Origin of the sequence: Trueperella bernardiae (assembly GCF_001469025.1) — a bacterium.
In the GTDB taxonomy this organism is placed as follows: domain Bacteria; phylum Actinomycetota; class Actinomycetes; order Actinomycetales; family Actinomycetaceae; genus Trueperella; species Trueperella bernardiae.
The window spans coordinates 222,620-246,437 of record NZ_LNIZ01000003.1 but is presented as its reverse complement, the minus strand read 5'-3'; the positions used below and the strand labels follow the sequence as shown (position 1 = coordinate 246,437).

The window sequence follows — 23,818 nt, the reverse complement described above, 5'->3', positions numbered from 1 at the left end:
TGTCGTTGCGCGAATGTACGTGTGCTAGGTTCCTGCGCACGTTGGGCGCGCAGGCGCTCGTAGCACTTTTCTAAAACAAGCCGCCTCGCCGATCGAGGCCGTTTGAGCCCACATCCTACGTTTTTCCAGGATGATCATGGCTACCTGTACCTCTGCTACCCCTGTACTCTCTGCTGTTCCGACGCCGGCCGCGCGGGCCACCGACCCAACGGTGACAAGCCCGGCCGCGAACCCGCCAGAACCCACCGCCAATCCGGCGTCCTTCGGCTGGCTCCCCGCCCGCGGCAGCGACCAGCTCCCCTCCCACATCACCACGTCGTTCGAGGTGATGCCGCCGCGCAACCCGCAGACCGCCCCGAAGTTCTGGACCACGGTCAAGCAGCTGGTGGACGCCCGGCCAAACTTCATCTCGGTCACCTACGGCGCGGCGGGCCAGGATCGGCGCGGGGCCCGGGCGGTCACGGAGATCCTCGCCCGGCACGTGCCCACTCCCCCGATCGCGCACCTGACCTGCGTGGGCACGTCGATCGAGGAGATCACGCAGATCGTCACGGACTACCTAGATTCTGGCGTGCGCACGTTCCTCGCCCTGCGCGGCGACCCGCCTCTTGGCAAGCCGGGTTGGACTCCGGCCGATGACGCCTTGGTCCGGGCCACCGACCTCATCCGTCTCATCCGCGAGGTCGACTAAAAGCGCAACGCCCGCTCCGCCCCGCTCGCCCTGCAAAGCGCGCTCCAGCCAATCCGCATCGCGGTGGCCACCTTCCCCGCCGGCAACCCGGCGGCGGGCACGAGCCCGGAGACCGAGGTCGAGCGCCTGGTCCATAAGCAGGTAGCCGGCGCCGACTTCGCCATCTCCCAGTTCTCCTGGCACGCCGCCGAGTTCACCCGCTTCGTGGAGCTGGCCCGCGCGGCTGGCGTCACCATCCCGATCGTGCCGGGGATCCTCCCGCCGGTCGAGACCCGGCGCGTGCTTCGCACCCAGGAGCTCACTGGCGTGGTGGCCTCCCCCGAGATCCTCGAGGCCCTCGCCACCGCCGCCACACCCGAGGAGGAAGAGCGGATCGGCGTCCGGATCGCGGCCGACCTCGCCCTCGAGCTGCTCGACGGTGGCGCCCCCGGCGTCCACCTCTACACCTTCAACAAGGCCGTCCCCGCGCTCGCGGTCATGGACCTGGTCGCCAAGGAGCATCATGCCTAGACGAATGCCCTGCTGGGATCCGCTTGCGGGCCGGCTCCCAGGTTTTCATTCCGCACCCGACCACACTGACCATTAAGACACGAAGGACTTTTCATGACTCTGCCCTCGACCATCCTCGGCTATCCCCGCATCGGCGCCAACCGCGAGCTCAAGCGGGCCCTCGAATCCTTTTGGGCCGCGAAGACCACCCGCGAGGAGTTCCTCGATGCGACCCGCAGCCTGCGCCTGGCCAACTATGCCCGCCTCACCGAGCTAGGCCTGACCGAGCCGGCCGCGATCCCAGACACCCACACCTACTACGATCAGGTGCTCGACGCCGCCTTCCTCGCCGGCATTATTCCCGCTCGCTTCGCAGACCTCGACGGCCTGGACGCCTACTTCGCCGCAGCCCGCGGCGACGCCTCCCACCCGGCAAACGAGATGACGAAGTGGTTCGACACGAACTACCACTACATCGTCCCCGAAATCGACTCGACCACCGCTGTGGCATACACCGACCGCCAGGTCGTGGCCCGCTACACCGAGGCCGCGGAGGCGGGGTACACGGTGCGGCCGGTCGTCGTCGGACCGGTCACGCTCCTGGCGCTGGCGAAGGGCACTGAGCGCGAGCCGGACTTTGACCCGCTTACGCGTATCGACGACGTCGCCGTCGCTTACGCCGCCCTCCTCGCCGAGCTTCAGGGCGCCGGAGCGCCGTGGGTGCAGTTCGACGAGCCGACGTTGGCCACCGATAATCTGCCCGCCAGCAGGGCCCGCCTCACCGAGATCGCCGCCCGCGTTTACTCACAGCTCGCATCTCTCGAGTCCCGCCCGCAGATCTTCCTCGCGGTCCCCTACGGCGACTCCTCGGCCTCCTTCGAGGCCCTGGCCGCGACGGGCGTGGAGGCGATAGGCGTCGATCTTGACCGCGGCTCCCTGCCCGAGGGCGCGCGGGCGGAGGGCGTGACGCTCGCGGCCGGCGTCGTGGACGGGCGCAACATTTGGCGCACGGACCTGCGCGAGGCAGCCGACAAACTCGAGCGGGCGCGAGCCACGGGCGCGAGGGTTGTGGCGTCCACGACGACGTCGTTGCAGCACGTCCCCCATACGCTCGAGGGCGAGGTGTGGGACGAGCCGCTGAATGCCAACCTGCACGCCTGGCTGGCGTTCGCGGATGAGAAGGTAGCGGAGATCGTCACGCTCGACCGGGGCCTGCGCGAGGGCTGGGACGCGATCGACGCCGACATCGCCGCTTCGACCGCCGCGTTCGAGCAGCGCGCGAGTGCCGACGGCGTCACGGTGGCTAGCGTCCGCGAGCGCACCGCCGCCCTGCGCCCCGAGGACCGCCGCCGCGGGGACGCCGTCCTGCGCCGTTCCCTCCAGCGCGCCCGCCTCGATCTGCCACTCCTGCCGACCACGACGATCGGTTCGTTCCCCCAGCGCAGCGAGCTGCGGGTGGCGCGGGCGAAGCGGCGCTCGGGCGAGCTGGACGAGGCCGGCTACCGCGAGGTGCTGAAGAACGAGATCCGGCACGTCATTGAATTGCAGGAGGAGATCGGGCTGGACGTCCTGGTGCACGGCGAGGCCGAACGCAACGACATGGTCCAGTACTTCGCCGAGCTACTCGAGGGCTTCGCGGTGACCCACAACGGTTGGGTGCAGTCCTACGGTTCACGGTGCACGCGCCCGTCGATCCTGTGGGGCGACGTCTACCGCACGCGCTCGCTCGGTGGGGAGTGGATCGAGTACGCCCAGTCGCTCACGAGTAAGCCGGTCAAGGGCATGCTCACGGGGCCGGTCACGATCATCGCGTGGTCTTTCCCGCGCCGTGACATCCCACTCGGCGAGGTGGCCGACCAGCTCGCGCTCGCCCTGCGTGACGAGGTAGCGGACCTGGAGGCCAAGGGCATTACGGTGATCCAGGTGGACGAGCCGGCGCTGCGCGAACTCCTGCCGCTGGACGAGGCCCGACACGAGGACTACCTCGGCTGGTCGGTGGGCGCATTCCGGCTCGCCACCTCGGGCGTGCGGGAGGACACCCAGATTCACACCCACCTGTGCTATTCGGAGTTCAACCAGATCATCGGCGCGATCGCCGCCCTCGACGCCGACGTCACCTCCGTGGAGGCGGCGCGCTCGCGCATGGAGTTGCTCGAGTCGGTGGAGGGCACCTTCACTAACGACATCGGCCCCGGCGTGTGGGACATCCACTCCCCGCGCGTGCCTGACACCGCCGAGCTCACCGACCTCATCTCGGCCGCACTGAGGAACGTTGCCGCAGACCACCTGTGGGTCAACCCCGACTGCGGCCTTAAGACTCGCGCCTACGCCGAGACCGAGCAGTCCCTGCGCAACCTCGTGGATGCCGCACAGTCGGTGCGCGAGCGCCTGTAACGACGGCGGCTGGCGTCGCTGACCGACGGCGGCCCGACGACGGCGGTGCTAGCCGCAAACCGACACCGAAGACAACTGAGCTGAAGACTCAACGACATCGAAAGTACCTCCCATGTCCCTGTGGAACCTCAAGCTGACCCGCGTGGACCTCACGCACGAACTCGACGAAAACTCCCCCTACTGGGGTGGCATGCCCGAAGGCGCGATCGAGCTCAACACCCCGATCCTCGACTTCGATTCACCCTACAACCTGCGCATTCAGCGCCAGACCTTCCCCGGCCAGTTCGGCACGCACATCGACTTCCCCGGCCACTTCCACCAAGATGGCGCACTCGCCCGTGACTTCGGGGTGGATCAGGCGGTATTGCCGCTTGTCGTCATCGATAGGCATGAGGAAGTGGAGGCGAACCCGGACTTTGCGCTGACGGTGGCGGACATCGAAGCGCACGAGGCGGAGCACGGCCCCATCCCGGCGGGCAGCTTCGTGACCTTCCGGTCGGACTGGCACAAGCGCTGGCCCGACGGCGCGGCGCTGGCCAACGCCGACGACGACGGGGCGCTGCACTCGCCTGGCTGGTCGAAGGAGGCGGTGAGCGCGCTCGCCGATCGCGGCGTGATCGGGATCGGGCACGAGACGCTCGACACGGACCCGGCCGTCGACTGCGCGGCGGCTGGCGACCTGGCCGTGGAGCGCCACGTGCTGGGACTGGGGCTGTTCCAGCTCGAGCTGCTGGCCAACCTTGACCAGGTGCCGGTGCGCGGGGCGCTCATTTCCATCGGTTGGCCGAAGATCGCGAGCGCGAACGGTCTGCCGGTGCGGGCCTGGGCTACGTTTGAGGCCGAGTAGAGACAAGCCGATTTATATACACTGGACGGTTTTGGGGCGATCTTCTTATATGAGGAGATCGCCCCAAAACCGTCCAAGAGTTTTTAAGCGAACGCGGTCTGCCGGCCCACACGTGGCCCAGACGAGTTCGGCCCCGCGCGAGAGCGCGGGGCCGAACCGGGTAAGGCGAGGAAAGGAGCCTTAGCCCTTGACAGCGCCTCCGGTCAGGCCGGAAACGATGTACTTTTGCAGGAAGAGGAACAGCAGCAAGATCGGCAGTGCCGAGATGATCGAGCCGGCAGTGAACCACTCCCAGTGTTTTTCATTACCGCCCACCCACAGGTTCATTCCCACGGCCAGCGTCCAGTTCTCCTGGCTGGTGAGGATAGTCCTCGACAGGATGAAGTCGTTGAACGCGGAGATGAAGGACAGCAGGCCGACCACCGCGAGGATCGGGATGACCAGCGGCATGATGATCGTCCAGTAAACCTGGGCGTGCGAGGCGCCGTCGATCTTCGCCGCCTCGTCCAGTTCCATCGGGATGGAGTTGAAGAAGCCGTACATGAGGAAGGTGTTCGCACCGAGCGCGCCACCCCAGTACACGGCGATGAGGGCGATCTTCGAGTCGATGCCCAGCCACGGGATGATGTCACCCAGGGTTGTCAGCAGCAGGAAGATAGCTACGAAGGTCAGTAGCTGCGGGAACATCTGGATGATCATGAGCGACATGAGCGTGACTTTGCGGCCCTGGAAGCGGTAACGCGAGAACGCGTAGGCCGCCGCCGCGCCCATGAGCACCGTGCCCACCGAGGTGGCCACGCCGATGATGAGCGTGTTCTTCAGCCAGGTCCAGAACATGGTGTCGGACAGCTCGGTGAAGTTTTCAACGGAGACGTCCGAGAAGAGCGCGTTTGCGCCCGTGAGCGTGGTGGAGATGTTCGGGTTGAGTGCCGCAGAGACGATGTAGACGATCGGGAACGCCGCGTAAATCACCGCGAGCATGCCCACCACGTGCCTAAATCCGAGCTCGCGGAACCAGCGCCCGAAACTCATCTTGTTTTGTGCCACCTCAAGCTGACCCGCCTGAGGCTGTGCCAGATCAGTCATCTACTTCAGTCCTTCCAGCGAGTTCGACTTCTTAAACGAGTACAGCGACACGCTTCCCACGATCAGGAAAATCACCAGCGACATGGCGGCGGCCAGGCCGTAGTTCGGCAGCGCCTCGCCTGTTAGGCCCGCGATCTTGTAGACCATGGAGATGAGGATGTCGGTGTGTCCCACCGGCACCGAGGCGTCCGCCATCGACGGGCCGCCCCCGTTCAACATGTAGATCAGGTTGAAGTTGTTGAAGTTGAAGGCGAAGGACGAGATGAGCAGCGGGGTCAGCGCGATCATGAGCTGGGGGAAGGTGACGTTGCGCCACACCTGGTAGGTGTTCGCCCCGTCGATCTTCGCCGCCTCCACCAGGTCGCCCGGGATGGACTGGAGTGCGCCCGTGACGATGAGGAACATGTAGGGGAAGCCCATCCACAGGTTCACGAGGATCACGGAGACCTTCGCCATGGTCGGGTCGGTCAGCCACGGGATCGCCGTGCCGAGCATCTCGTTGAAGAAGCCGTACTTGGCGTTCATGAGGCCCGCGAACAGGAACGCGGTCATGAAGGACGGGAAGGCGTAGGGCAACAGCATGATCGTGCGGTAAATCTTGCGGCCCTTCATCCGCTCGTCGTTCATCACGATCGCCAGGATCATGCCCAGCACAAAGGTGGTGAGCACGGAGAAGAAGGCGAACAGGACGTTCCAGATGAGGACCTTGACGAACGGCTGGGCGTAGCGGCCATCGGAGAAGCCCTTGACGAAGTTGTCGAACCCAACCCCGACTCGCCAGCCCACGGACAGCGTGGAGCCGTCGTCGGCCTGGAAGAAGCCCGTCTCCCCGTTGGCCTTGTAGGTCAGGCCCGTCTCGGTGTTCGTCATCGTGTCGCTTGCCTCGTCGTAGTGCAAGGTCGAGGTGAACTGGAAGGCGGTGGAGCCAGTCTGGGTGCCGAGTGTGCCGTCCTCCGGGTTGTCGGTCAGCGGCACGCGCAGGTTGATGACCTCCTGCTGGCGCTCGGCCAGGCCGGAGACCGGGATGATGTCCCAGCCGTCGACGGCGGTGATCTTCGTCCCGTCCGTCTCGCCCTTGACCTTTTCAAGCGGCATCTCGGCGGTGCCAACTTTGAGATCGCCGTCGTCGATGACGGCAAAGCCAAGATCGCCGTCCTTCTCCACGATCGCGAGCGGGTACTGAGGCGAACCTTCCACGCGCTTAAACGCGTTTTGCAGGACCAGAGCGTCGATGGCCTGGGACTTGGACAGGGTGTGCTGGTGGCCGTAGTTGGTGAACGCGATGTAGCCGGTGTAGACGATCGTGAACGCCTGGAAGATCAGCAGGAACACGAGGCCGGGCGCGAGGTACTTCAGGGCAAGTGTGCGCTTGGAGAAGTAGACCCAGTCGACGCCGAGCAGCAGGAGGAGCATGAGGGTGCCGACCACCCACGAGCCCATCGTGTATGCGGTGAAGATAATGTAGATGCCGAGGGCGTTGACCAAAGCCATGAGGATGAGCTTGGTGATGAAACCAACGGACCAGTTGGTGGCGTGCGAGTCCTTCTTGCGGAGCTCTTCGCGGCGCTGCTTCCTGCCCTTGGTCGCCTCGGACTGAACTGTCATCGAAGACAACGTTTCCCCTTCGGTTCTTAGGACAAGTGCCGGCCTGTCAGCGAGACCGGCCGGCACTTTCCATGGATCACTACTTGTTCATCTCTGTTTCGATGTCAGTAATCATCTTGTCCCACACGCCTGCGGGATCGGCGTCGCCGGCGATGATCTGCGACTCAGTCTTGCCCCAGAAGCCCCACACGGCACCCATCTCGGGCAGCGACGGCATCGGGAGGGCCTCCTTGCCCGCGGCGGCGAAGCCGGCCATGAGCGGATCGGAGGTCGCGTCATTAGCGGAGGCGGTCAGAGCGGGCAGGCGCTGGCCGATCTCGAAGAGCTTGTCCTGGACTTCCTTGGAGCCGACGTAGTTGACGAGGAAGTCGGTGGCGAGCAGCTGGTTAGCCGAGCCGGCGTTGATGAAGCCGCCCTGGACGCCCAGGAACGGGGAGGCCGGCATGTCGCCAGCGGCCGGGATCGGGTCAACCGCGATGTTCATGCCGGCAAAGTCCGCGATCATCCACGGGCCACCGAGGATGTAGGGGGACTTGCCGGACTTGAAGGCATCAACAGCGATGTCGTAGCTGATGTTGGTGTCGAGCACGCCGGTGCCCTTCTCGCCGTTGTCGGAGAGCCACTTGGCGAAGGCCTTGCCCTTGTCGCCACCGAGGTTGAGATCGGCGGTGTAGTTCTTGTCGCCATCAAGGGTGAAGACCGGGCCGGAGAAGGAGGCCTCGAAGGGGTACATGGTGTACGGGTCGCCGTCGGCGCCCACCTGCATGATGAACGGGTACTCGACGCCGGCTTCCTTGCCCTTGGCGATCATCTCGTCGAAGGTGGCCGGGGTGGAGTCCACCAGGTCGGCGTTACGGAAGATGGCAAGGTTCTCCACGGCGTAGGGCACGCCGTAGGTGGTGCCCTCGTAGGTGAAGGCGTTGACGGCGAGCTCGTTGAAGTCGCCAGCCTTGTCGCCGAGCTCGACCGGGGCCACCAGGCCGTTGGTGACGAACTCACCGAGCCAGTCGTGGGCACCGAAGACGACGTCCGGGCCCTCGCCAGCAGCGGCCTGCGAGGAGAACTCCGAGCGCATTTGGTCATTTTCCTTGACGACGAGCTCGACCTCGTTGCCGGTGTCTGCCTTGTAGTTGTCAGCCGCGATCTTGAAGGCCGGCTCGCGGTTCGCGTCGGTCCAGATAACGAGCTTGCCGCCGCCAGCGGGGGCCTCGGTGGAGGTTTCGGTTGCCGGGGCAGAGGTCGTCTCCTTGCCGGACGAGTTGTTGTCTGAACAGGCCGCCAGCGTCAGTGCCAGGCCGGTGCTCGCAATAAGCGCAATGCTCCTTCGCATTTTCTCTCCTCTTTATGTGGTGTGATGCGGTGGAGCGAACGAGGTTACGGAGCCTCATTGCTCGCTTCCTTCCGCGTGTCTTTGATCATACGTTCCCGAAAGCGCTTTGCAAGGCTTTACAAGGATTGTGCAAGATTCACGCAAGCGACAACGCCCGAAAACCGCGCGTTTCCGCGCTTTACCCACCTCAACGGAGAGTGTGTTATGCAAATATCACGCAAGATCTCTGCAAATAAGCTAAGGTGTCGGTGAGTTCAACGACGACTTGGAGAAACCGTGGCCCGAAAGATCCGCCTATCTGATATTGCTGCACAGGCAGGGGTATCAACCGCCACCGTCTCACGGGTCCTCAACGGCAAGGATTCCGTAGCCCCTGAAACGCGCCAGGCAGTGATCGCCGCACTTGACCTGCTCGGCTACGAGCGCCCCGAGGTGCTGCGCGAACGTAGCGGCGGCCAGATCGGCATCATCGTTCCCGAGCTCACCAACCCCGTCTTCCCGCTGTTCACCCAGCAGATCGCCAACGCTATGACAGTGCAGGGTTTCACTCCCCTGCTTGGCACGCAGATGGCCGGCGGCGCCACTGAGGACGCGTACGTGGAGGCTATGATCAGCCAGCGGGTGGCGGGCTTCGCCTTCATCTCGGGCCTGCACGCGGACTCTACCGCGAACACAGCCCGCTACGAGCGCATCTCGGAGCTGGGAATCCCGTTCATCACGATCAACGGCGCCAACCCGGCCCTCGCCAACCCGGATTTTTCTGCCGACGACGCCTCGGCCGTCCGCCAGTCGATCCGCCACCTTGTCACGCTCGGGCACACGAAGATCGGCCTGGCCTCCGGTCCGATCCGCTTCTTTCCCTCCCGGGACAAGACCGAGGCCTACCTTGATACGATGCGCGAGCTGCTGCCGTACGAAAAGCCGCGCGTCATCCACACTCTCTACACCGTGTCGGGCGGCCAGTTCGCGGCCTCCCAGCTGATCGGCGCGGGGTGCACCGCGATCATCTGCGGCTCGGACCTCATGGCGCTCGGCGTCGTGCGGCGCTGCCGCTCGATGGGCCTGCAGGTCCCGCAGGACGTGTCGGTGATCGGCTATGACGACACGCCGTTCACCAGTTTCACCGACCCGCCGCTGACCACCCTGCGCCAGCCGGTCAAGACCATGACCGAGGCCGCGGTGTCCACGCTGCTCGCGATGATCGGGGGCGCGCCGGCCGACGTCGGGAAGATGAAGTTCGAAGCGGAGCTCATCGTGCGCGAATCGACCAGCCGCCACCACGATTCCGCCCGCCACTAAGTTCACCTACCCAATTCAAAGGATACCCATGCTGCTTCATGCCCAAAGCGCCCCCGGCCAGTGGTGGCGCGAGGCCGTTATCTACCAGATCTACCCCCGCTCCTTCGCCTCCTCCGCCGGCCCGATCGGCGACCTGCGCGGCATCATTGGCAAGCTCGACTACCTGAAAGACCTCGGGGTCGACGCGGTGTGGATCAGCCCCTTCTACGTCTCCCCCCAAAAGGACGCGGGCTACGACGTGGCGGACTACCGGCGCGTGGACCCGATGTTCGGCACAAATGACGACGCCGTGGCGCTGGTCCGCGCCGCCCACGAGCGCGGGTTGAAGGTGATCGTGGACATGGTACCCAATCACACCTCGGACCAGCACGCCTGGTTCCAGGCGGCCCTGCGCAACCCAGGCGGGCCAGAGCGGGAGCTGTACTGGTTCCGCGAAGGGGAGGAGATCCCCAACGACTGGGGCTCGATCTTCGGCAAGGCCGCCTGGACGCGCGTGTGCGACCGGTCCGACGCGCCCGGCTCGCCCTGGGAGCACGACAAGCAGTGGTATCTGCACCTGTTCGATTCCAGCCAGCCGGACCTCAACTGGGACAACCCCGCAGTGCGGGCCGAGTTCCGCGACATCCTGCGCTTCTGGCTGGATCGGGGCGTGGACGGCTTCCGCATCGACGTGGCCCACGGGCTGGTCAAAGACAAAGCGCTACCCAACTGGAACTACGAGGTGGCGATGGTTTCCGGCATCGGGGACGCCCCGCGCCCGCCGCACTGGAACCAGCCCGGCGTGCACGAGATCTACCGCGAGTGGCGCGCCGTGCTCGACGAGTACGGGCCGGACCGGGCGCTCGTCGCCGAGGCCTGGGTGGACGAGCTGACGGACCTGGCCAACTACGTGCGCCCGGACGAGATGAGCCAGGCCTTCAACTTCGACTTCCTGTGCACGCCGTTCGACGTCGACTCCTACCGGGCCGTCATCGCCGATTCGCTTGCCGCCATGGACTCCGTGGGCGCGCCCACCACCTGGGTGCTGTCCAATCACGACGTCGTCCGCGCGGCTTCCCGCATGGGCCTGCCGGTCACGGGCAAGGGCCCGAACGGGATTCGCTCCACCGACACGCAGCCGGACGTGGAGCTCGGCTTTGACCGGGCGCTCGCGGCGCACGTGCTCCAGGCCGCGCTTCCCGGCTCGTGCTACATCTACCAAGGCGAGGAGCTAGGGCTTCCTGAGCACATGGCGCTCGACGACTCGGTGCGTGAGGACCCCGCCTTCTTCCGCACCGAAGGCGCCGAGGCCGGCCGCGATGGCTGCCGCATCCCCATGCCGTGGCAGGCGGACGCGCCCGGCTACGGCTTCTCCCCCAGCGGGGCGACCTGGCTGCCCCAGCCCAAGGAGTATGGCAAGCTGGCCGCCGACGCGCAGGCCGCCGACCCGGCATCGCCCCTCACGCTCTTCCGCACGCTGCTGGCCGAGCGTAAGCGACTGGGGATGGCCCGTGCTGAGCTGAACGAGCCCGAGGAGGGCCACCACCTGCACTACATCTCCCGGCTGGCAGGCCGCGATGACGTCCACGTCATCTGCACCTTCGACGAGCCCGCCGAGCTCCCTGCCGGCGCGAAGATCCTCGTCCAGTCCCGGCCCTTCGCCGGGGTCATACCGCCGAACGCCGCGGTGTGGTACACCTTGTAGAACGCCACGGACACGGTTGGGCCCGGGAGGAAACTCCCGGGCCCAACGTCCTATTCCGGGCCGAGTCTCCGTAAAGAACTGACCGTGCGGGCGCGAAAACAATCAATTCACACCACTATTTTGATGAAAACCTCTTTTCGTAGACGTACTCTGAATATTAGTTTTCAACCAACGAAGACATGAAAGCTAATTCTCAGCCGTTGGCGATGGCGCCAACACTAAGAAGGGGTGGGCGATGTTTCTCATCATTCTCGCTATCCTGGTCACCATTGGCGCAGGATACATGCTCGTCAAGGGGAAGCAGCCGATCATGGTGCTCCTCCTCGCAGGTCTGTTACTGATTGGGGCCGCAGTCATTCTGGATTCCAGCGCGATGCCGCTGTCAGAGGACGCGACCTCGGGTTCGCGATGGGTTGACATCTTCGGAGTCATCGAGTCCGTTGCCAAGAGCCAGCTCGCAGGGGTTGGGCTAATCATCATGGCCGCTGGTGGTTTCTCAGCCTACATGAAGAAGATCGGCGCGACCCGAGCACTCGTCGAGGTAGCCGCCAGCCCGATGGAGAGGTTCCACCGGCCCTACGTCCTCCTGGTCATTGCCTATTTCCTGGGTCAATCGCTCTTCATGGTGATCCCAAGCGCCGCGGGTCTCGCCCTCCTTTTGCTGGTCACCCTCTTGCCGATCCTCAAATCGGCGGGGGTTCGCCCGGCCGCGGCGGGTGCCGTCATCGCGTCGGTCTCGGCACTGCCCATGGGCCCTGGTACAGGAACGGCCATCCTCGCCGCTGAGACTGTGGGGGTCTCCCCCGCCGTCTACTTCGTCAAGAATCAGCTACCCGTGGCGATCCCCACGATGATCGCCATCGCCGTCACCATTTACTTCACCCAGAAGTACGTCGATCGACGCGAGGCCGCCTCGGCAATCCAGGTCGAGCAGGAACAGGCCGCGGGAGCGTCAGCACCCAAGTGGTACGCCCTTTTGGTGATTTGCCCCATCATCCTCCTCATTGTCTTCAGCCCGCTCACGAACGACGCCATTGAGTTGTCGACCGTTTCTGCTTTCTTCGTCGTCTGGCTCGCCGCCATGGTGATCGAGCTGATCCGCAGGCGGGAGATCAACGGCGTCTTCCTTGACGCACGTCAGTTCTTTGCAGGCATGGGTAACATCTTTACTTCCGTGGTCGCGCTCATTATTGCTGCACAGGTCTTCGCCGAAGGCCTCAAAATCACGGGCCTCATCGACGGTCTCATCGGTCTCGCCCAGCGCGGCGAAATCGGGATCGGTGTGATGGCCATCATCCTCACCCTTATCGTCGGCCTCGTCACCTTCCTCACCGGCTCCGGTGTCGGCGCCTTCTCTGCCTTCGCCTCGCTCGCTCCTAAGGTTGCGAGCGACATGGGCGGCTCGGTTGCCACCCTCGTCACCCCAATGCAGTTCGCGGGTGGCCTGTTCCGCTCAATGTCTCCTATCTCCGGCGTCGTTATCTCTGTCGCTGGAACAGTCGGCGTCAGCCCCGCCGCGATCGTCAAGCGCACGGCGCTCCCGATGGCTGTCGGCATCGTCGTCATGACTACCCTCAGCCTGATCGTTGGCTAATAGAAAGGAAATCACCGTGTCTTTTGGTTTGCTTGATAGCACACTGACCCGCAGGGGGTACGTCTACACCGACTTCGATGAGATCTGGGGCGAGCGGCGCACCCTCGAGGCGTGGTTCGAGGTCGAGGCCACGCTCGCCGAAGTCCAGGCGACGCTTGGCATCATTCCGAAGGAGGCCGCCCGGGCCATTCGCGCCAATGCCCGCGTCTCCGACCAATTCGTCGACGCCGTCAGCCAGGGTGGCGTCGGCAACCCCCTGATCGTCGGGCTCGACAACATCCGCAAGACGATTCCCCCGGAGCATCGCGGCTGGGTCCACTATGGCGCAACCAGCCAGGACATCCTTGACACCGCGCGCGCCCTGCAAATCCGCGAATCACTCGATCTAATGGAAAGTCACCTCATCGCCTTGCGCGACACGTGCGAGCGTCTGGCTCACGAGCACGCAGAGACTGTCATGGTGGCGCGCACCAACGGCCAGCAGGCCCTGCCCACCACGCTCGGTCTACGGATCAGCCGCTGGAAGGCCAGCCTCGACCGTGATCTGCGCCGACTTCAGCTGTGCAGAGACGAGGCGCTCAGCGTCCAGTTCTCCGGGGCGGCCGGCACCTACGCCTCCAATGGCGAGGATGGGCCGAGAATCGCCGAGGGCCTAGCTGATCAGCTTGACCTGACCTTCCGTCTGCTGCCCTGGCACGCTGACCGCGATTCGATCACGATGCTGTGCTGCGTGGTGACCATCCTCGGCCAGAACCTCGCCAAGATCGCCGAAGACCTCTTCGACATGCAGCGCAACGAGATCGGCGAGGCATTCGAAGCCATGGATGCCCACCTCTCCGGCTCATCCGCCATGCCGCAGAAGCGCAACCCCTTCGCCATGATGAAGACATCCGTGGCCGCGCGGCTTGCCGCCGGAGCTACAGCCACCCTGCTCACCCAACCGCCAGGCGCCCACGAACGCGACCACCGCCAGCTCGAGGTTGAGCGCGACGTCCTGCCCCGTACGCTCGTGCTGGTCGGGGGCGCGCTGGAGAAGCTCAACGGCCTCTTCACCCGACTCACGTTCAACGCCGCCCACCTGCGCCGCAATGCTGAGCTGGACGGTCCACTCATCCTCACGGAGAACATCCTTATGCAAATGGCTCCCCATATCGGGCACGACCGCGCCCATCACGTACTGCAGGATTTCGCGGCCGAGTACCGCGAAAAGGGCACCACCCTCGCCGCATTCGTGTCCCGGTCACCGGAGCTGTCTGATGCACTGGCCTCGGTGGACCTCGATCGACTCTCGCAGCCCGACAGCTACACGGGCCTGTCCGCCCACCTTGCCAGGCAGGGCGAACAGGACTAGGAGGATTGGCCGGGTTTGATGATCAGACCCTGGCTCGTAAACAGTTCCTCGATCTGCTCAATGCGCTCGTTGGAGCCCTCGTTCTCGAGGGCTCCAACGAGCGCCTCCAAGAAAACGAGCAGGGTGCTTCGGCTACGGAACCGGCCGACCGGCGGCGGGGCCTGCAACGTCATGATGATATCCGCGTGCTGGCGTAGCGGCGAGGCTGGCCGGTTCGTCACCAGGATGGTCGTAACCTTTTTCTGGTGTAGAAACTCGATCAGGCCTTTAATGGGTGCCGGGTGCCGGTCAAAGATCGAAATCAAGGCAATAGCATTCGGCTCGATTCCCGCAAGCTCATGGGGTAAGACGTCGATGTCTTCCGGCGACCTCATGTTGCCCCGATGGTAGCGCGCGAGCAGGTAAAAATAGCGCAACAGGTAGCGCCCCGAGGCGTGAGAGAAGAGATAGAGCGGCCGGGACTGATCCCGCACCAACTCAACGATCTCATCGAAGACCAGCGCGCTCTCCTCCGTGATAGAGGAGCCAATGCTCGCCTCTGCCGTCTGCACCTGTGCCGACCACATCGCCGCCGGCCGCGACGGTTCAATCTGCGCGACGTTGCGTTCGGCGGGGGAATCAAAGTTCTCCCGCACCTCCTCCCGCACCGCACCGCTGAAGTCTCGGAAACCCGCGTATCCGAGGCTCCTCACGAAGCGGGTGACGGACGCGGGGCTCACTCCTGCTCCCGCCGCGATGTCCTCAATGTTCTCAAACGCGATGTTGGGGAAATGATCCTGGAAGTATTCCTGGAGCAGAGATTCCGTGGCCGTCGGAGTTTCGACGTTAGCAAGTCGATTAAAGAGCGAGAGTTTCACGCCGAGTCCTTCCACGGTTCGAAACTATTGTCTATCTCCACATTGTCAGGCTGGCCGCCCGTTAGAACAGCGCGTTCGTCAACGCCTTACGCGCCTGCGTGACCACCTCGGAGGGCCCGAGGATGTCGAAGTAGGCAAGCAGGCGCTCGCGGGCGGAATCACGATCCTCCCCGCTGGTTGCCCGCACCACCTCGATGAGCCGGGCGAACGCGGCGTCGGGCCGGTTGAGGGAGAATTCGACGTCGGCGGCGGTCAGGTGCGGCTCGACGTCGCTCACCGGCGCCTCGGCCGCGGCGCGCAGCACGGACTCGACCCTCGACACGTCGCCGGCGATATCCAGCTTCTCGATGCGCTGCAGGAGCTCGACCTGGTGGAGGGCCGTCTGGGCCTCGTCGTCGCCGGGGTTCTCCGCGAGCGCCTTGGTGTAGGCGGCGTGGGCGGCAGCGAGGTCGCCCTTCTCGAGCGCCTCGCGCCCCTCGCGGTGCAGCGGCGGGACCTCCGGTTCGGGGGCGGCCGCCGAGTTGTCGAGCACGCCGTTAATGCCATATTGGGCGGCAGTCTCCACGAGCTTGTCGAGGGTCTCGGCCAGCTGGGCCTCCTCGGGCATGCCCTGGAAGAGCGGGACCGGCTGGCCCTGCAAGAGCGCGGCCGCGGCGGGCACCGCGCTCACCCCGAAGGACTGGGCCACCTCCGCGTACTCATCCACGCTGAGCTTGGCCAGCTGGATGCGCCCGGCCTTGGCGGTGATGAGCCGCTCGAAGATCGCAACAAGGGTTTGGGAGTTCTCGGAATGGGACGAGTGGAAGACCACCACCACCGGCACCTTCGCCGACGTCGTCACCGCACCCTGCAAGCCCTGATCCGTGAGGTCGTAAATCCACGGGCCCTGGACGGCCCCGCCCGCAGCCTGCGGCTCCGGCGTGTTAAACATCGACAGGTCGACAGCGCCACCCATAGACATCGACATATGCTCTCCTCTTTACTGCTGGTCCTGTGCCACGTTCTCCACGGAAATCAGCGTGGGCTCCGCCGAGCCGATCACGCGCACCGTGGCATCCGCGCCTGCCGGCGGCACGTAGAACGCCACTGTTGTCGAATAGTTCGCCACGCCCTGGTGATCGATCTCCAGCGTGGCGTTCTCCCCCGAGCCGTTGTACAGCGCGCCGATCTGCCCGCCGATGCGCAGCTTGGCCCCGTCCACGGTCTTCGTGATCCGGATCGCGTAGCGCATCTCGCCCACGATCACCAGGCCGCCGTTGTCGGTGGCCACGCCGCGCAGGCCCGCGTCGCCTACGTAAAAGTCCGTGGCGGCCGTACCCAGGTCCCCCAACGACTGCACGAAGGCATCCTGCTGGTTGGCGATCTGCCGGTAGAGCGGGTCCTCCGCCTCGAAAGCGATCGCTTGCTGGGTGCGGGTGCCGTTGTAGGCCACGTACGCGGCGAGCACCTCATTCGGGTCCACCGCGTAGTCCGCGGGCTCGACGTTCGGGAAGCCCTCGGCGTTGTTCAGCTGCGAGACGATGGTGGGCGCGTCCACGCCCGGGAACAACGCCACGTCCGCCCACAGGTGGTAGTTGCCGCGCGCCGAGTCCTGGCTCCACACCGCCAGCGAGGTCAGGTTCTGCCCGTCGCGCGGCGGCACCACGGCCATCATCGAACGCGGGAAAGCCGTGCCCGACGACACCGGGGTTGCATCCGTATCCACCAGCAGCGGGTCGAGGTCATAGGAGTCGCCCAGCAGGGATTCAAGCTTGAGCTGGGCCGCGCGGTAAGTCTTGGCCGGCCCGCCCACGCGCACGCCGAGGTCATCCGCGTTCAGGCTCGTGTCCGCCGCGGCAATCCCATCTGCCGCCGCCTGGGCGATCTCGGCGAACTTCGCGTCCGCCACCACCACCTGCGGGTTCGACCCGCTTACCGGGCTCGGGACCGCCTGCTCGCTCGCGCAGCCGCCCATCAGCGTCACTACGGCAATCGCCGCCACCGCCTTACGCATCCTCGTCTCCCTTCTGGAACGGAGTACCCCACTTGAAATTCCACAGCGCCCGCCAGTCCTTTTCCTCTTCGGCCGCTTCGCCGACGACGTCGTCCGCGCCGAGCTCGCCACTCTCCACTTCCGTCGGCTCGCCTTCCGCTGGCTCATCCTGCTCGGCCTCCGCGGGGGCGTCAGCCTCAGATCCTTCGGGCTCTACGGCCGGCTCCACGGCCTCATCGACAGCCGCGGGATCGACGTCGGGATCCTCGTCCGCTACGGGAAGCACCACCCGGTCGGCGTCGCTCAGCTCGCGCTCGCGCAGCTCCTGGTTGACGGCGGGAAGGATGCCCGCGCCGAAGGCGCCTCCGGTCTGCTCAGCCGCCGACTGACGCACGCCCAACTCCTCCGGCGACTCATCGCCCCGGATCTTCGGCATGATACTGGTCTCGGCCTCGGAGCGCTCCTTGCGCTCGCGGTAGCTCTTCGCCACGCTCGCTTGGTCCTGCTGCGCCTGGCGCGCGCTCAGCAGAAGGAGAGCTCCGATCAGCAGGAGGAGCACGCCGATCGCGATCACCGGCATCGGGTTCGACAGCGCCAGCTGCCTGTTCCACGTGAGCGTGAGGTCGGGCGCCTGCCCGGTGGACGTCGTCGCGATGAGGGACTGCTCGAAGCTGGTGTCGGGCGTGAGCTCGAGCTCCACGGACCCCTCCCCCGAGCCCGAATCGAGCCACAGGTCAGAGCCCGTGATGACGAAGCCGGCCTCGCTGGCCGCTGCCTCGTCAATTGCGGCACGCGCCTCATCCGTGCCCGGGACCGTGTCCGACGACGCGGCCTCCCAGCTCTCCAGGCCCGTCACCTCGGTAGCCGGGGCGTCGCCCACGTAGGCCCGGACGTCGCCCGTCGTGGCCAACGCCCACTGGACCGTGCCCTCGCCCTCGAGCGTCACCGCCACCGTGTCATTCACCATCTCCAGGACGCCGGGTGCGGTGAAAATGAATTGCGACTCGCCGCCTGGCACCGTCACCTCAACGACGGTCGATTCCTCAGCCGTGGCAGCCCGGACAATCCCGAAAACCGCCACGATCAGGCCCAGGATAACCAAAAGCAGGCCGCCGATCCGTTTCATACCAGTTCCTCAGCATCCAGTAGTCTTTGATAACAATTGTGTAACACTATCCTGACACAGGTAATAAAATCATCGTAGTGTGAGTGACTCGACGGCGCGGTGACACTACGCTGTAGGGAGAGAAAACCGATCAAGGAGCCAATGTGACCGACCAATTCCCCGTCGTCATGCGCGGATACGACCGCGCTCAGGTAGACGAGCGCATCTCCCAGCTGGAGGCCAGCCTCGAGCAGACGCGGGATCACGTCTCCCGCCTGGACGCGCAGATCCTCCAGCTCTCCGCCGAGCTGACCGAGGCCCAGGACGCGCTGCGGGAAAATGAGCGGCCCTCCTACTCCGGGCTCGGCTCGCGCGTGGAACGCCTCCTGCGCTCCACCGAGGAACAGGCGCTCGACCTCATGATGCGCGCCCGCCAGGACGCTGCCGCGCTGGTTGCCGACGCGAAGTCCCGCGCCGCCCAGCTGCGCGCCAGCGCCGAATCCGAAAGCCAAAAGACCCTCGAGCACGCCCAGACGGAGGCCACCACTATGCGCACCAAGGCCGAAGCCGAAGCGGCCACCCTGTCCGAAACCACGCGTCGAACCGCCAACGAAATGGTCTCCTCCGCCGAACGCGAGGCCGCCCGCCTGCGCACGCTCGCCGACAAGGACACCACCGCCCTGCGCTCCGAGGCCGAACACGAGGCCGCGGCCCTTCGGGCCCAGACGGAAGAGGAGATGACCAATCTGCGCTCCACGGTGGCCCAGGAGGTGGCCAAGATGCGCGCCGAGGCGGAGGACGAGATCGCCGCGAAGGCCGCCGAATCCGCCCGCGCCCTCACCGAGCAGGCCGCCGAACTGCGCGCCCGCGCCGAGGAGATGGTGAGCGCGGCCGAAAACGAGGCACAGGACGCCGAAGCCCGGGTGGTCGAAGCCACCAAGCGGGCCGACGAGCTCACCGCCACCTCGAACACCGAGGCCGCCGCCATCCTCACCCAGGCCCGCGAAGAGGCCGCCGCCATCCTCGAGGCCGCACGCGAGGAGGCCGACCGCATCCGCTCCGCCGCGCAAAGCGCCGCCGACGGCGAGCGCAAATCCGCCGAAGAGCACGTGGCCTCCCTGCGCGAACAGCGCAACTCCCTCCAGTCCTACCTGGAGGACATCCGGGCGATCCTCACCTCCTCCTCACACTCCATCGCACTCGAGGAGATCGTCGATTCGGCCGAAGACAAAGCCGGGAAAGGCGGTGCCGGCGAGGGAGCCGAGTAGATAAGCTCTGCCAAGTGGACGCTGGCACGTCGAGGGCCCCGGGCATGCGCCCGGGGCCCTCTTCGCTCTCGCGGCGTTGCTAACTCGTGAATCTGAGAGGTTTCATGGCCGTATCGGCCCCGATCGGCTCCAGATTTACCAGTTAGCCACCACTTAGCGGGCTACGTGCGCGTAAAAATCGCGCAAAATGGCCGCCAGCTCCACCGGGCTCTCATCAGCCGCGAAGTGGCCCACGCCCGGGATCTCCTTGATCCGTGGCTGGTCGGTACGCAAGGCGAGCTTCATGTAGCTCTCCATCGACGCCGTGGGATCCTCCGTACCACGAATGAAATACACCGGGCCCTTCACCCGCGCCACCGCGTCCGTGCGATCCTCACGGTTCGCCATCGCCCGCTGGATCCACGCCAGGCCCTCATTCGGCAGGGCACGGAAGCGGGCGTCCAACGACGCCCGGACCTCGTCCGATGCATCCGGGCCCACCATCGTGGTCGTCCAGTCCTTTACCGTCTCATAGCCCTGGCCCGCGTCAGCCTTGGCGGCGGCGTCGCGGCGGAAAGCCTTGCGGTCGGCATCATCGGAATTGATGTTCGTGTCCATGAGGGCAAGGCCGGCCACGAGCTCGGGGTACGTGACCGTGAACTCCGCGGCCACCGAGCCGCCCATCGACAACCCGCCGAGCGCGATGCGCTTGATGCCCAGCTCGTCCAGGCGCGCCTTCATCGCGGCCACGAACGTGGCGATGCTCGGCTCGCCCGCCATGAACTCCGCGGTCAGTTCGGATTCCCCGAAGCCCGGGGCATCGAAGGTAAGGATGTCGACGTCGGAAAGCTCGCTGCGCACGGCATTCCACATCGCCGAATCCAACGGCAGTGCATGAAGAAGCACAAGCGGAAGGTCAGACGCTGGCCCAGTTCTACGATATGCAATCATAAAACCACGCTACCACTAGAAGCCCGTGGAGCGGCGCCCTTTCGCCCGCCAGCACGACGTGTGCCAGTGCCGGCGCGCCTCCTGGCCCGCCTGCGGGCCAAACCAGCTGTCCTCCGTCCAGGCCACCACGTGCGATTCCCCCACCATGATGATCCCGTTACACCCCGGGCACACGTACTCCTTGGTGCCCGCGCGGATGGTGTGAACCTTGAACTCCATGCCGTTATCGGCGGTCTCGTAGTGGGTGTAGTTCATCAACCGCTCCGGATCGAGCGGGCGAACCTCACGCTGATACTTGTTCCGCCGCCGGGCCATCAGAACAGCCGATCCTCAGGCCGGTCCACTCCGCGCATCGCGTCATAGTCGAGCACCACGCACTCAATCCCCCGGTCCTCCGCCAGCACCCGCGCCTGTGGACGGATCTCCTGGGCCGCGAAGATGCCGCGGATCGGACGGAGCGTGGAATCGCGCTCGAGCAGCGAAAGGTAGCGGGTCAGTTGCTCCACGCCGTCCACCCCGCCCCGGCGCTTGACTTCCACCGCGATGTGGCGCCCCTGCGCGTCCGTCACCAGCAGGTCCACCGGCCCGATCGCCGTCGGATACTCGCGCCGCACCAGCTGCGTGCCCGCGCCTAGGATCTCGGTCTGCTCGGCGAGCAGGCGCTGCAGGTGTTCCTCTACGCCGTCCTTGAGCAGGCCTGGCTCCACGCCCAAATCGTCCGTGATGTCCTCGTGGATCTCAAAAATGTGGATGACGAGCGCGTCATCCATCTTCGCGTGCTCCACCCGCCACTTTTCGGTAATCCCGCGCTCAGCCTCCGCTGCTTCCGGCTCCTCCACGCGCATCGTGCACGGCGCCGACATCCAATTCAGCGGCTTGTACGACCCGCCATCGGAATGGATAAGCACCGACCCGTCTGACTTGAGCATGACTACCCGCTTGGCGGGCTCAAGGTGGGCATCGAGGCGACCAGAATAATCCACAGAGCATGTCGCAATGACGATTCGCACGAGCTTCCTTTCCGCTAGAAGCTCCAGCCTAGCAGAGCGCCCGGCCCGCGCGTCTTGCGCCCGCTACCTCACGACGCTGCCCGGCAATGCAAGCCGCCGCACGACGCCGCCCGCCCGGCTCACCCCTACCCGAGCGTGGGCTCGGCCGAGGGGCGCGAGGAATCCATCCAGGACAGCAGCGCCGCCATCTCCTCCGGACTGGAGGCCACCCGCCGGCTCTCCCCCGCGCTACCTGGTTTGCCGGGCATGAGGACCGTGACCACGGAGATACCCCCGCGCGGGCGCTGCACCTCAAAACTCATCGTGTTGCGCACCCACCGCACCTTCGGCGCCAAGGACAGGGAGCGCGTGGAATACAGGTCAAGGGACTCAGGCCCAAGGATCGCGATCGCGTTGTGCCACGCCCCGTCCTCGCCCCGCACCGACACCTGGATCGAGGCCTCGTGATTGAGCAAGTAGCGAATGCGATACAGGTAGAGGGATGACAGGGCGAGGGCGAGCATCACAAGGATCGCGATGATCCACCAGATGCCGCCCTCGCCCATATCAGCCCGTTCCTATTCCGCGCCCAGTTCCTCGAACATCTTGGCGTTGGCCTCGGCGTCGTCGTAATCCTCCACGACCACCGTGATGTCGTCCTGGTCCACGGTCATGAAGCCGTTGCCAACCTTGAAGGACTTCGGCTCCCCATTCTCCACCAGGCGTACCGTGCCCTTGTAGATCACGGCCATGACGGGGGCGTGACCCGGCAGGATACCCATCTCGCCGTTGAATGCGGGCACCACGAGCTCAGAGACCTCACCTTTGTAGAGGCCCCCGGTTCGCGTAACGATCTCTAGCCTCATGACTCGGCCTGAATCTTCGCCCAGGCGCGCTCGATGTCCTCGATGCCGCCGATGTTGAAGAACGCCTGCTCCGGGATGTGATCGTATTCGCCCTCGGTGATGCGACGGAAGGCCTCAACCGTCTCGTCGATCGGCACCGTGGATCCCTCCACGCCCGTAAACTTCACGGCCGTGTAGGTGTTCTGCGAGAGGTACTGCTCGATGCGGCGTGCACGCGCAACGGTGATCTTGTCCTCTTCGGAGAGCTCGTCCACGCCCAGGATCGAAATGATGTCCTGAAGTTCCTTGTTCTTCTGGAGGATGGACTTCACGCGGGTCGCCACGTCGTAATGCGCCTGACCCACGTACTGCGGGTCGAGGATGCGCGACGTCGACGCCAGCGGGTCCACCGCCGGGTACAGGCCGCGCGAGGCGATCTCACGGGAGAGCTCGGTGGTCGCATCCAGGTGGGCGAACGTCGTGGCAGGCGCCGGATCGGTGTAGTCGTCAGCAGGCACGTAAATGGCCTGCAGCGACGTAATCGAGTGGCCGCGCGTGGACGTGATGCGCTCCTGGAGGGCGCCCATCTCATCGGCGAGCGTGGGCTGGTAGCCCACCGCGGACGGCATGCGGCCCAGCAGCGTGGAGACCTCGGAGCCAGCCTGCGTGAAGCGGAAGATGTTGTCGATGAACAGTAGCACGTCCTGGTTCTGCACGTCGCGGAAGTACTCCGCCATCGTCAGACCGGACAGGGCGATGCGCAGACGCACCCCCGGCGGCTCGTCCATCTGGCCGAAGACCAGGGCGGTCTTGTCCAGAACGCCGGCCTCCTCCATCTCCATGATGAGGTCATTGCCCTCGCGAGTGCGCTCGCCGACGCCGGCGAACACGGACACACCGCCGTGATCCTGGGCAACGCGTTGGATCATCTCCTGGATGAGCACGGTCTTGCCCACGCCCGCGCCGCCAAACAGGCCGATCTTGCCGCCCTGCACGTACGGGGTGAGGAGGTCGATCACCTTGATGCCCGTCTGGAACATCTTGGTCTGGCCCTCGAGCTGATCGAAGTTCGGGGCTGTGCGGTGGATCGGCCAGCGTTCGGTGACCTCGAGGGTCTCGCCCTCTTCAAGGTTCAAGCACTCGCCCACCACGTTGAACACGTGGCCCTTGGTCACGTCGCCCACGGGCACCGAGATCGGGGCGCCGGTGTTGCGCACCTTCGCGCCGCGCACCAGGCCGTCGGTGGGCTTCATCGCGATCGTACGCACGATGTTGTCGCCCAGGTGCTGGGCCACCTCGAGCACCATGGTCTTCGTGACCTCGGCGCCGTCCGCCTCGTCCTCGGGCAGGGCGACCTCGACTTCGAGGGCGTAGTTGATTTCAGGAAGGCCATCCGGCGGGAACTCGACGTCCACGACCGCTCCGACCACCTGGATGATGCGGCCATCAGCCAGCTTCTGAGACGTATCTGTCATAGTCATT

Annotated in this window: 20 protein-coding genes and 1 pseudogene; 8 read left to right on the top strand and 13 right to left on the bottom strand. The window is 65.4% G+C overall.

The genetic code is table 11. From position 1 onward, the window contains the following. Positions 1-130 precede the first annotated feature (130 nt). The 3 genes and pseudogenes from AQZ59_RS04490 to AQZ59_RS04480 all read left to right on the top strand — a co-directional run bounded on the left by AQZ59_RS04490 (position 131) and on the right by AQZ59_RS04480 (position 4,421). Positions 131-1,201: pseudogene (locus AQZ59_RS04490) on the top strand (methylenetetrahydrofolate reductase). A gap of 93 nt (positions 1,202-1,294) precedes the next feature. Beyond that, the gene (gene metE / locus AQZ59_RS04485; protein ID WP_062613472.1) at positions 1,295-3,574 is read left to right on the top strand and encodes a 5-methyltetrahydropteroyltriglutamate--homocysteine S-methyltransferase; all 2,280 of its coding nucleotides are present in this window, start codon (positions 1,295-1,297) and stop codon (positions 3,572-3,574) included. 112 nt (positions 3,575-3,686) lie between these two features. Next, the gene (locus AQZ59_RS04480; protein ID WP_062613471.1) at positions 3,687-4,421 is read left to right on the top strand and encodes a cyclase family protein; all 735 of its coding nucleotides are present in this window, start codon (positions 3,687-3,689) and stop codon (positions 4,419-4,421) included. Positions 4,422-4,601: 180 nt separating this feature from the next. Here AQZ59_RS04480 and AQZ59_RS04475 read toward each other — a convergent pair whose 3' ends face one another. The 3 genes from AQZ59_RS04475 to AQZ59_RS04465 all read right to left on the bottom strand — a co-directional run bounded on the left by AQZ59_RS04475 (position 4,602) and on the right by AQZ59_RS04465 (position 8,442). Further along, the gene (locus AQZ59_RS04475; RefSeq protein ID WP_062613470.1) at positions 4,602-5,507 is read right to left on the bottom strand and encodes a sugar ABC transporter permease; all 906 of its coding nucleotides are present in this window, start codon (positions 5,505-5,507) and stop codon (positions 4,602-4,604) included. Then, positions 5,508-7,112: an ABC transporter permease subunit gene (locus AQZ59_RS04470; RefSeq protein ID WP_062613469.1), complete on the bottom strand. Its 1,605-nt coding sequence runs from the start codon at positions 7,110-7,112 to the stop codon at positions 5,508-5,510. A gap of 79 nt (positions 7,113-7,191) precedes the next feature. After that, positions 7,192-8,442, bottom strand: a complete 1,251-nt coding sequence (locus AQZ59_RS04465) for a sugar ABC transporter substrate-binding protein (protein ID WP_062613468.1) — start codon at positions 8,440-8,442, stop codon at positions 7,192-7,194. 276 nt (positions 8,443-8,718) lie between these two features. On the opposite strand from AQZ59_RS04465, the gene AQZ59_RS04460 reads away from it, so the two are divergent. The 4 genes from AQZ59_RS04460 to AQZ59_RS04445 all read left to right on the top strand — a co-directional run bounded on the left by AQZ59_RS04460 (position 8,719) and on the right by AQZ59_RS04445 (position 14,370). Next, positions 8,719-9,741, top strand: coding sequence for a LacI family DNA-binding transcriptional regulator (locus AQZ59_RS04460; protein WP_062613467.1), 1,023 nt, complete (start codon positions 8,719-8,721; stop codon positions 9,739-9,741). Positions 9,742-9,769: 28 nt separating this feature from the next. Beyond that, positions 9,770-11,425: a glycoside hydrolase family 13 protein gene (locus tag AQZ59_RS04455; RefSeq protein WP_062613466.1), complete on the top strand. Its 1,656-nt coding sequence runs from the start codon at positions 9,770-9,772 to the stop codon at positions 11,423-11,425. Between the two features lie 235 nt (positions 11,426-11,660). Continuing rightward, positions 11,661-13,019, top strand: coding sequence for a C4-dicarboxylate transporter DcuC (gene dcuC / locus AQZ59_RS04450; protein ID WP_062613465.1), 1,359 nt, complete (start codon positions 11,661-11,663; stop codon positions 13,017-13,019). A gap of 16 nt (positions 13,020-13,035) precedes the next feature. Further along, positions 13,036-14,370, top strand: coding sequence for a lyase family protein (locus AQZ59_RS04445; RefSeq protein WP_062613464.1), 1,335 nt, complete (start codon positions 13,036-13,038; stop codon positions 14,368-14,370). Here AQZ59_RS04445 and AQZ59_RS04440 read toward each other — a convergent pair. From AQZ59_RS04440 to AQZ59_RS04425, 4 genes are read right to left on the bottom strand one after another with little or no spacing between them, the layout of a single operon-like run. Further along, the gene (locus AQZ59_RS04440) at positions 14,367-15,242 is read right to left on the bottom strand and encodes a MurR/RpiR family transcriptional regulator (protein WP_068538693.1); all 876 of its coding nucleotides are present in this window, start codon (positions 15,240-15,242) and stop codon (positions 14,367-14,369) included. The two genes, AQZ59_RS04445 and AQZ59_RS04440, sit on opposite strands and share 4 nt — an antisense overlap. A 46-nt stretch (positions 15,243-15,288) precedes the next feature. Beyond that, entirely contained in the window at positions 15,289-16,194 is a 906-nt protein-coding gene (locus AQZ59_RS04435; RefSeq protein WP_062613462.1) for a tetratricopeptide repeat protein, read from the bottom strand. Positions 16,195-16,206: 12 nt separating this feature from the next. Continuing rightward, a complete protein-coding gene (locus tag AQZ59_RS04430) occupies positions 16,207-17,220 on the bottom strand; it encodes a hypothetical protein (protein ID WP_062613461.1) in 1,014 nt (337 codons plus the stop codon). Next, complete coding sequence (locus tag AQZ59_RS04425; RefSeq protein ID WP_062613460.1) at positions 17,213-18,325, bottom strand: hypothetical protein; 1,113 nt, start codon at positions 18,323-18,325, stop codon at positions 17,213-17,215. The genes AQZ59_RS04430 and AQZ59_RS04425 overlap by 8 nt, the downstream gene beginning before the upstream one ends. A 143-nt stretch (positions 18,326-18,468) precedes the next feature. Here AQZ59_RS04425 and AQZ59_RS04420 point away from each other — a divergent pair, with 143 nt between their 5' ends. Further along, positions 18,469-19,572 (top strand): coiled-coil domain-containing protein, encoded by a 1,104-nt coding sequence (locus AQZ59_RS04420; RefSeq protein WP_062613459.1) that lies wholly within the window; start codon positions 18,469-18,471, stop codon positions 19,570-19,572. Positions 19,573-19,725: 153 nt separating this feature from the next. Here AQZ59_RS04420 and AQZ59_RS04415 read toward each other — a convergent pair whose 3' ends face one another. From AQZ59_RS04415 to atpD, 6 genes are all read right to left on the bottom strand, one after another. Next, positions 19,726-20,457, bottom strand: a complete 732-nt coding sequence (locus tag AQZ59_RS04415) for an alpha/beta fold hydrolase (protein ID WP_160326868.1) — start codon at positions 20,455-20,457, stop codon at positions 19,726-19,728. Between the two features lie 60 nt (positions 20,458-20,517). Then, the gene (locus AQZ59_RS04410; protein WP_062613457.1) at positions 20,518-20,817 is read right to left on the bottom strand and encodes a hypothetical protein; all 300 of its coding nucleotides are present in this window, start codon (positions 20,815-20,817) and stop codon (positions 20,518-20,520) included. Next, complete coding sequence (gene nucS, locus AQZ59_RS04405; protein WP_062613456.1) at positions 20,817-21,512, bottom strand: endonuclease NucS; 696 nt, start codon at positions 21,510-21,512, stop codon at positions 20,817-20,819. The genes AQZ59_RS04410 and nucS overlap by 1 nt, the downstream gene beginning before the upstream one ends. A gap of 125 nt (positions 21,513-21,637) precedes the next feature. Beyond that, a complete protein-coding gene (locus AQZ59_RS04400) occupies positions 21,638-22,057 on the bottom strand; it encodes a DUF2550 family protein (protein WP_062613455.1) in 420 nt (139 codons plus the stop codon). Positions 22,058-22,069: 12 nt separating this feature from the next. Continuing rightward, a complete protein-coding gene (locus tag AQZ59_RS04395) occupies positions 22,070-22,357 on the bottom strand; it encodes a F0F1 ATP synthase subunit epsilon (protein WP_062613454.1) in 288 nt (95 codons plus the stop codon). Then, positions 22,354-23,817 carry a F0F1 ATP synthase subunit beta gene (atpD, locus tag AQZ59_RS04390; protein ID WP_062613453.1) on the bottom strand — a complete coding sequence of 488 codons (1,464 nt, stop codon included), beginning with the start codon at positions 23,815-23,817 and terminating at the stop codon, positions 22,354-22,356. Before atpD ends, AQZ59_RS04395 begins: the two co-directional genes overlap by 4 nt. Between the last annotated feature and the right edge of the window lies 1 nt (position 23,818).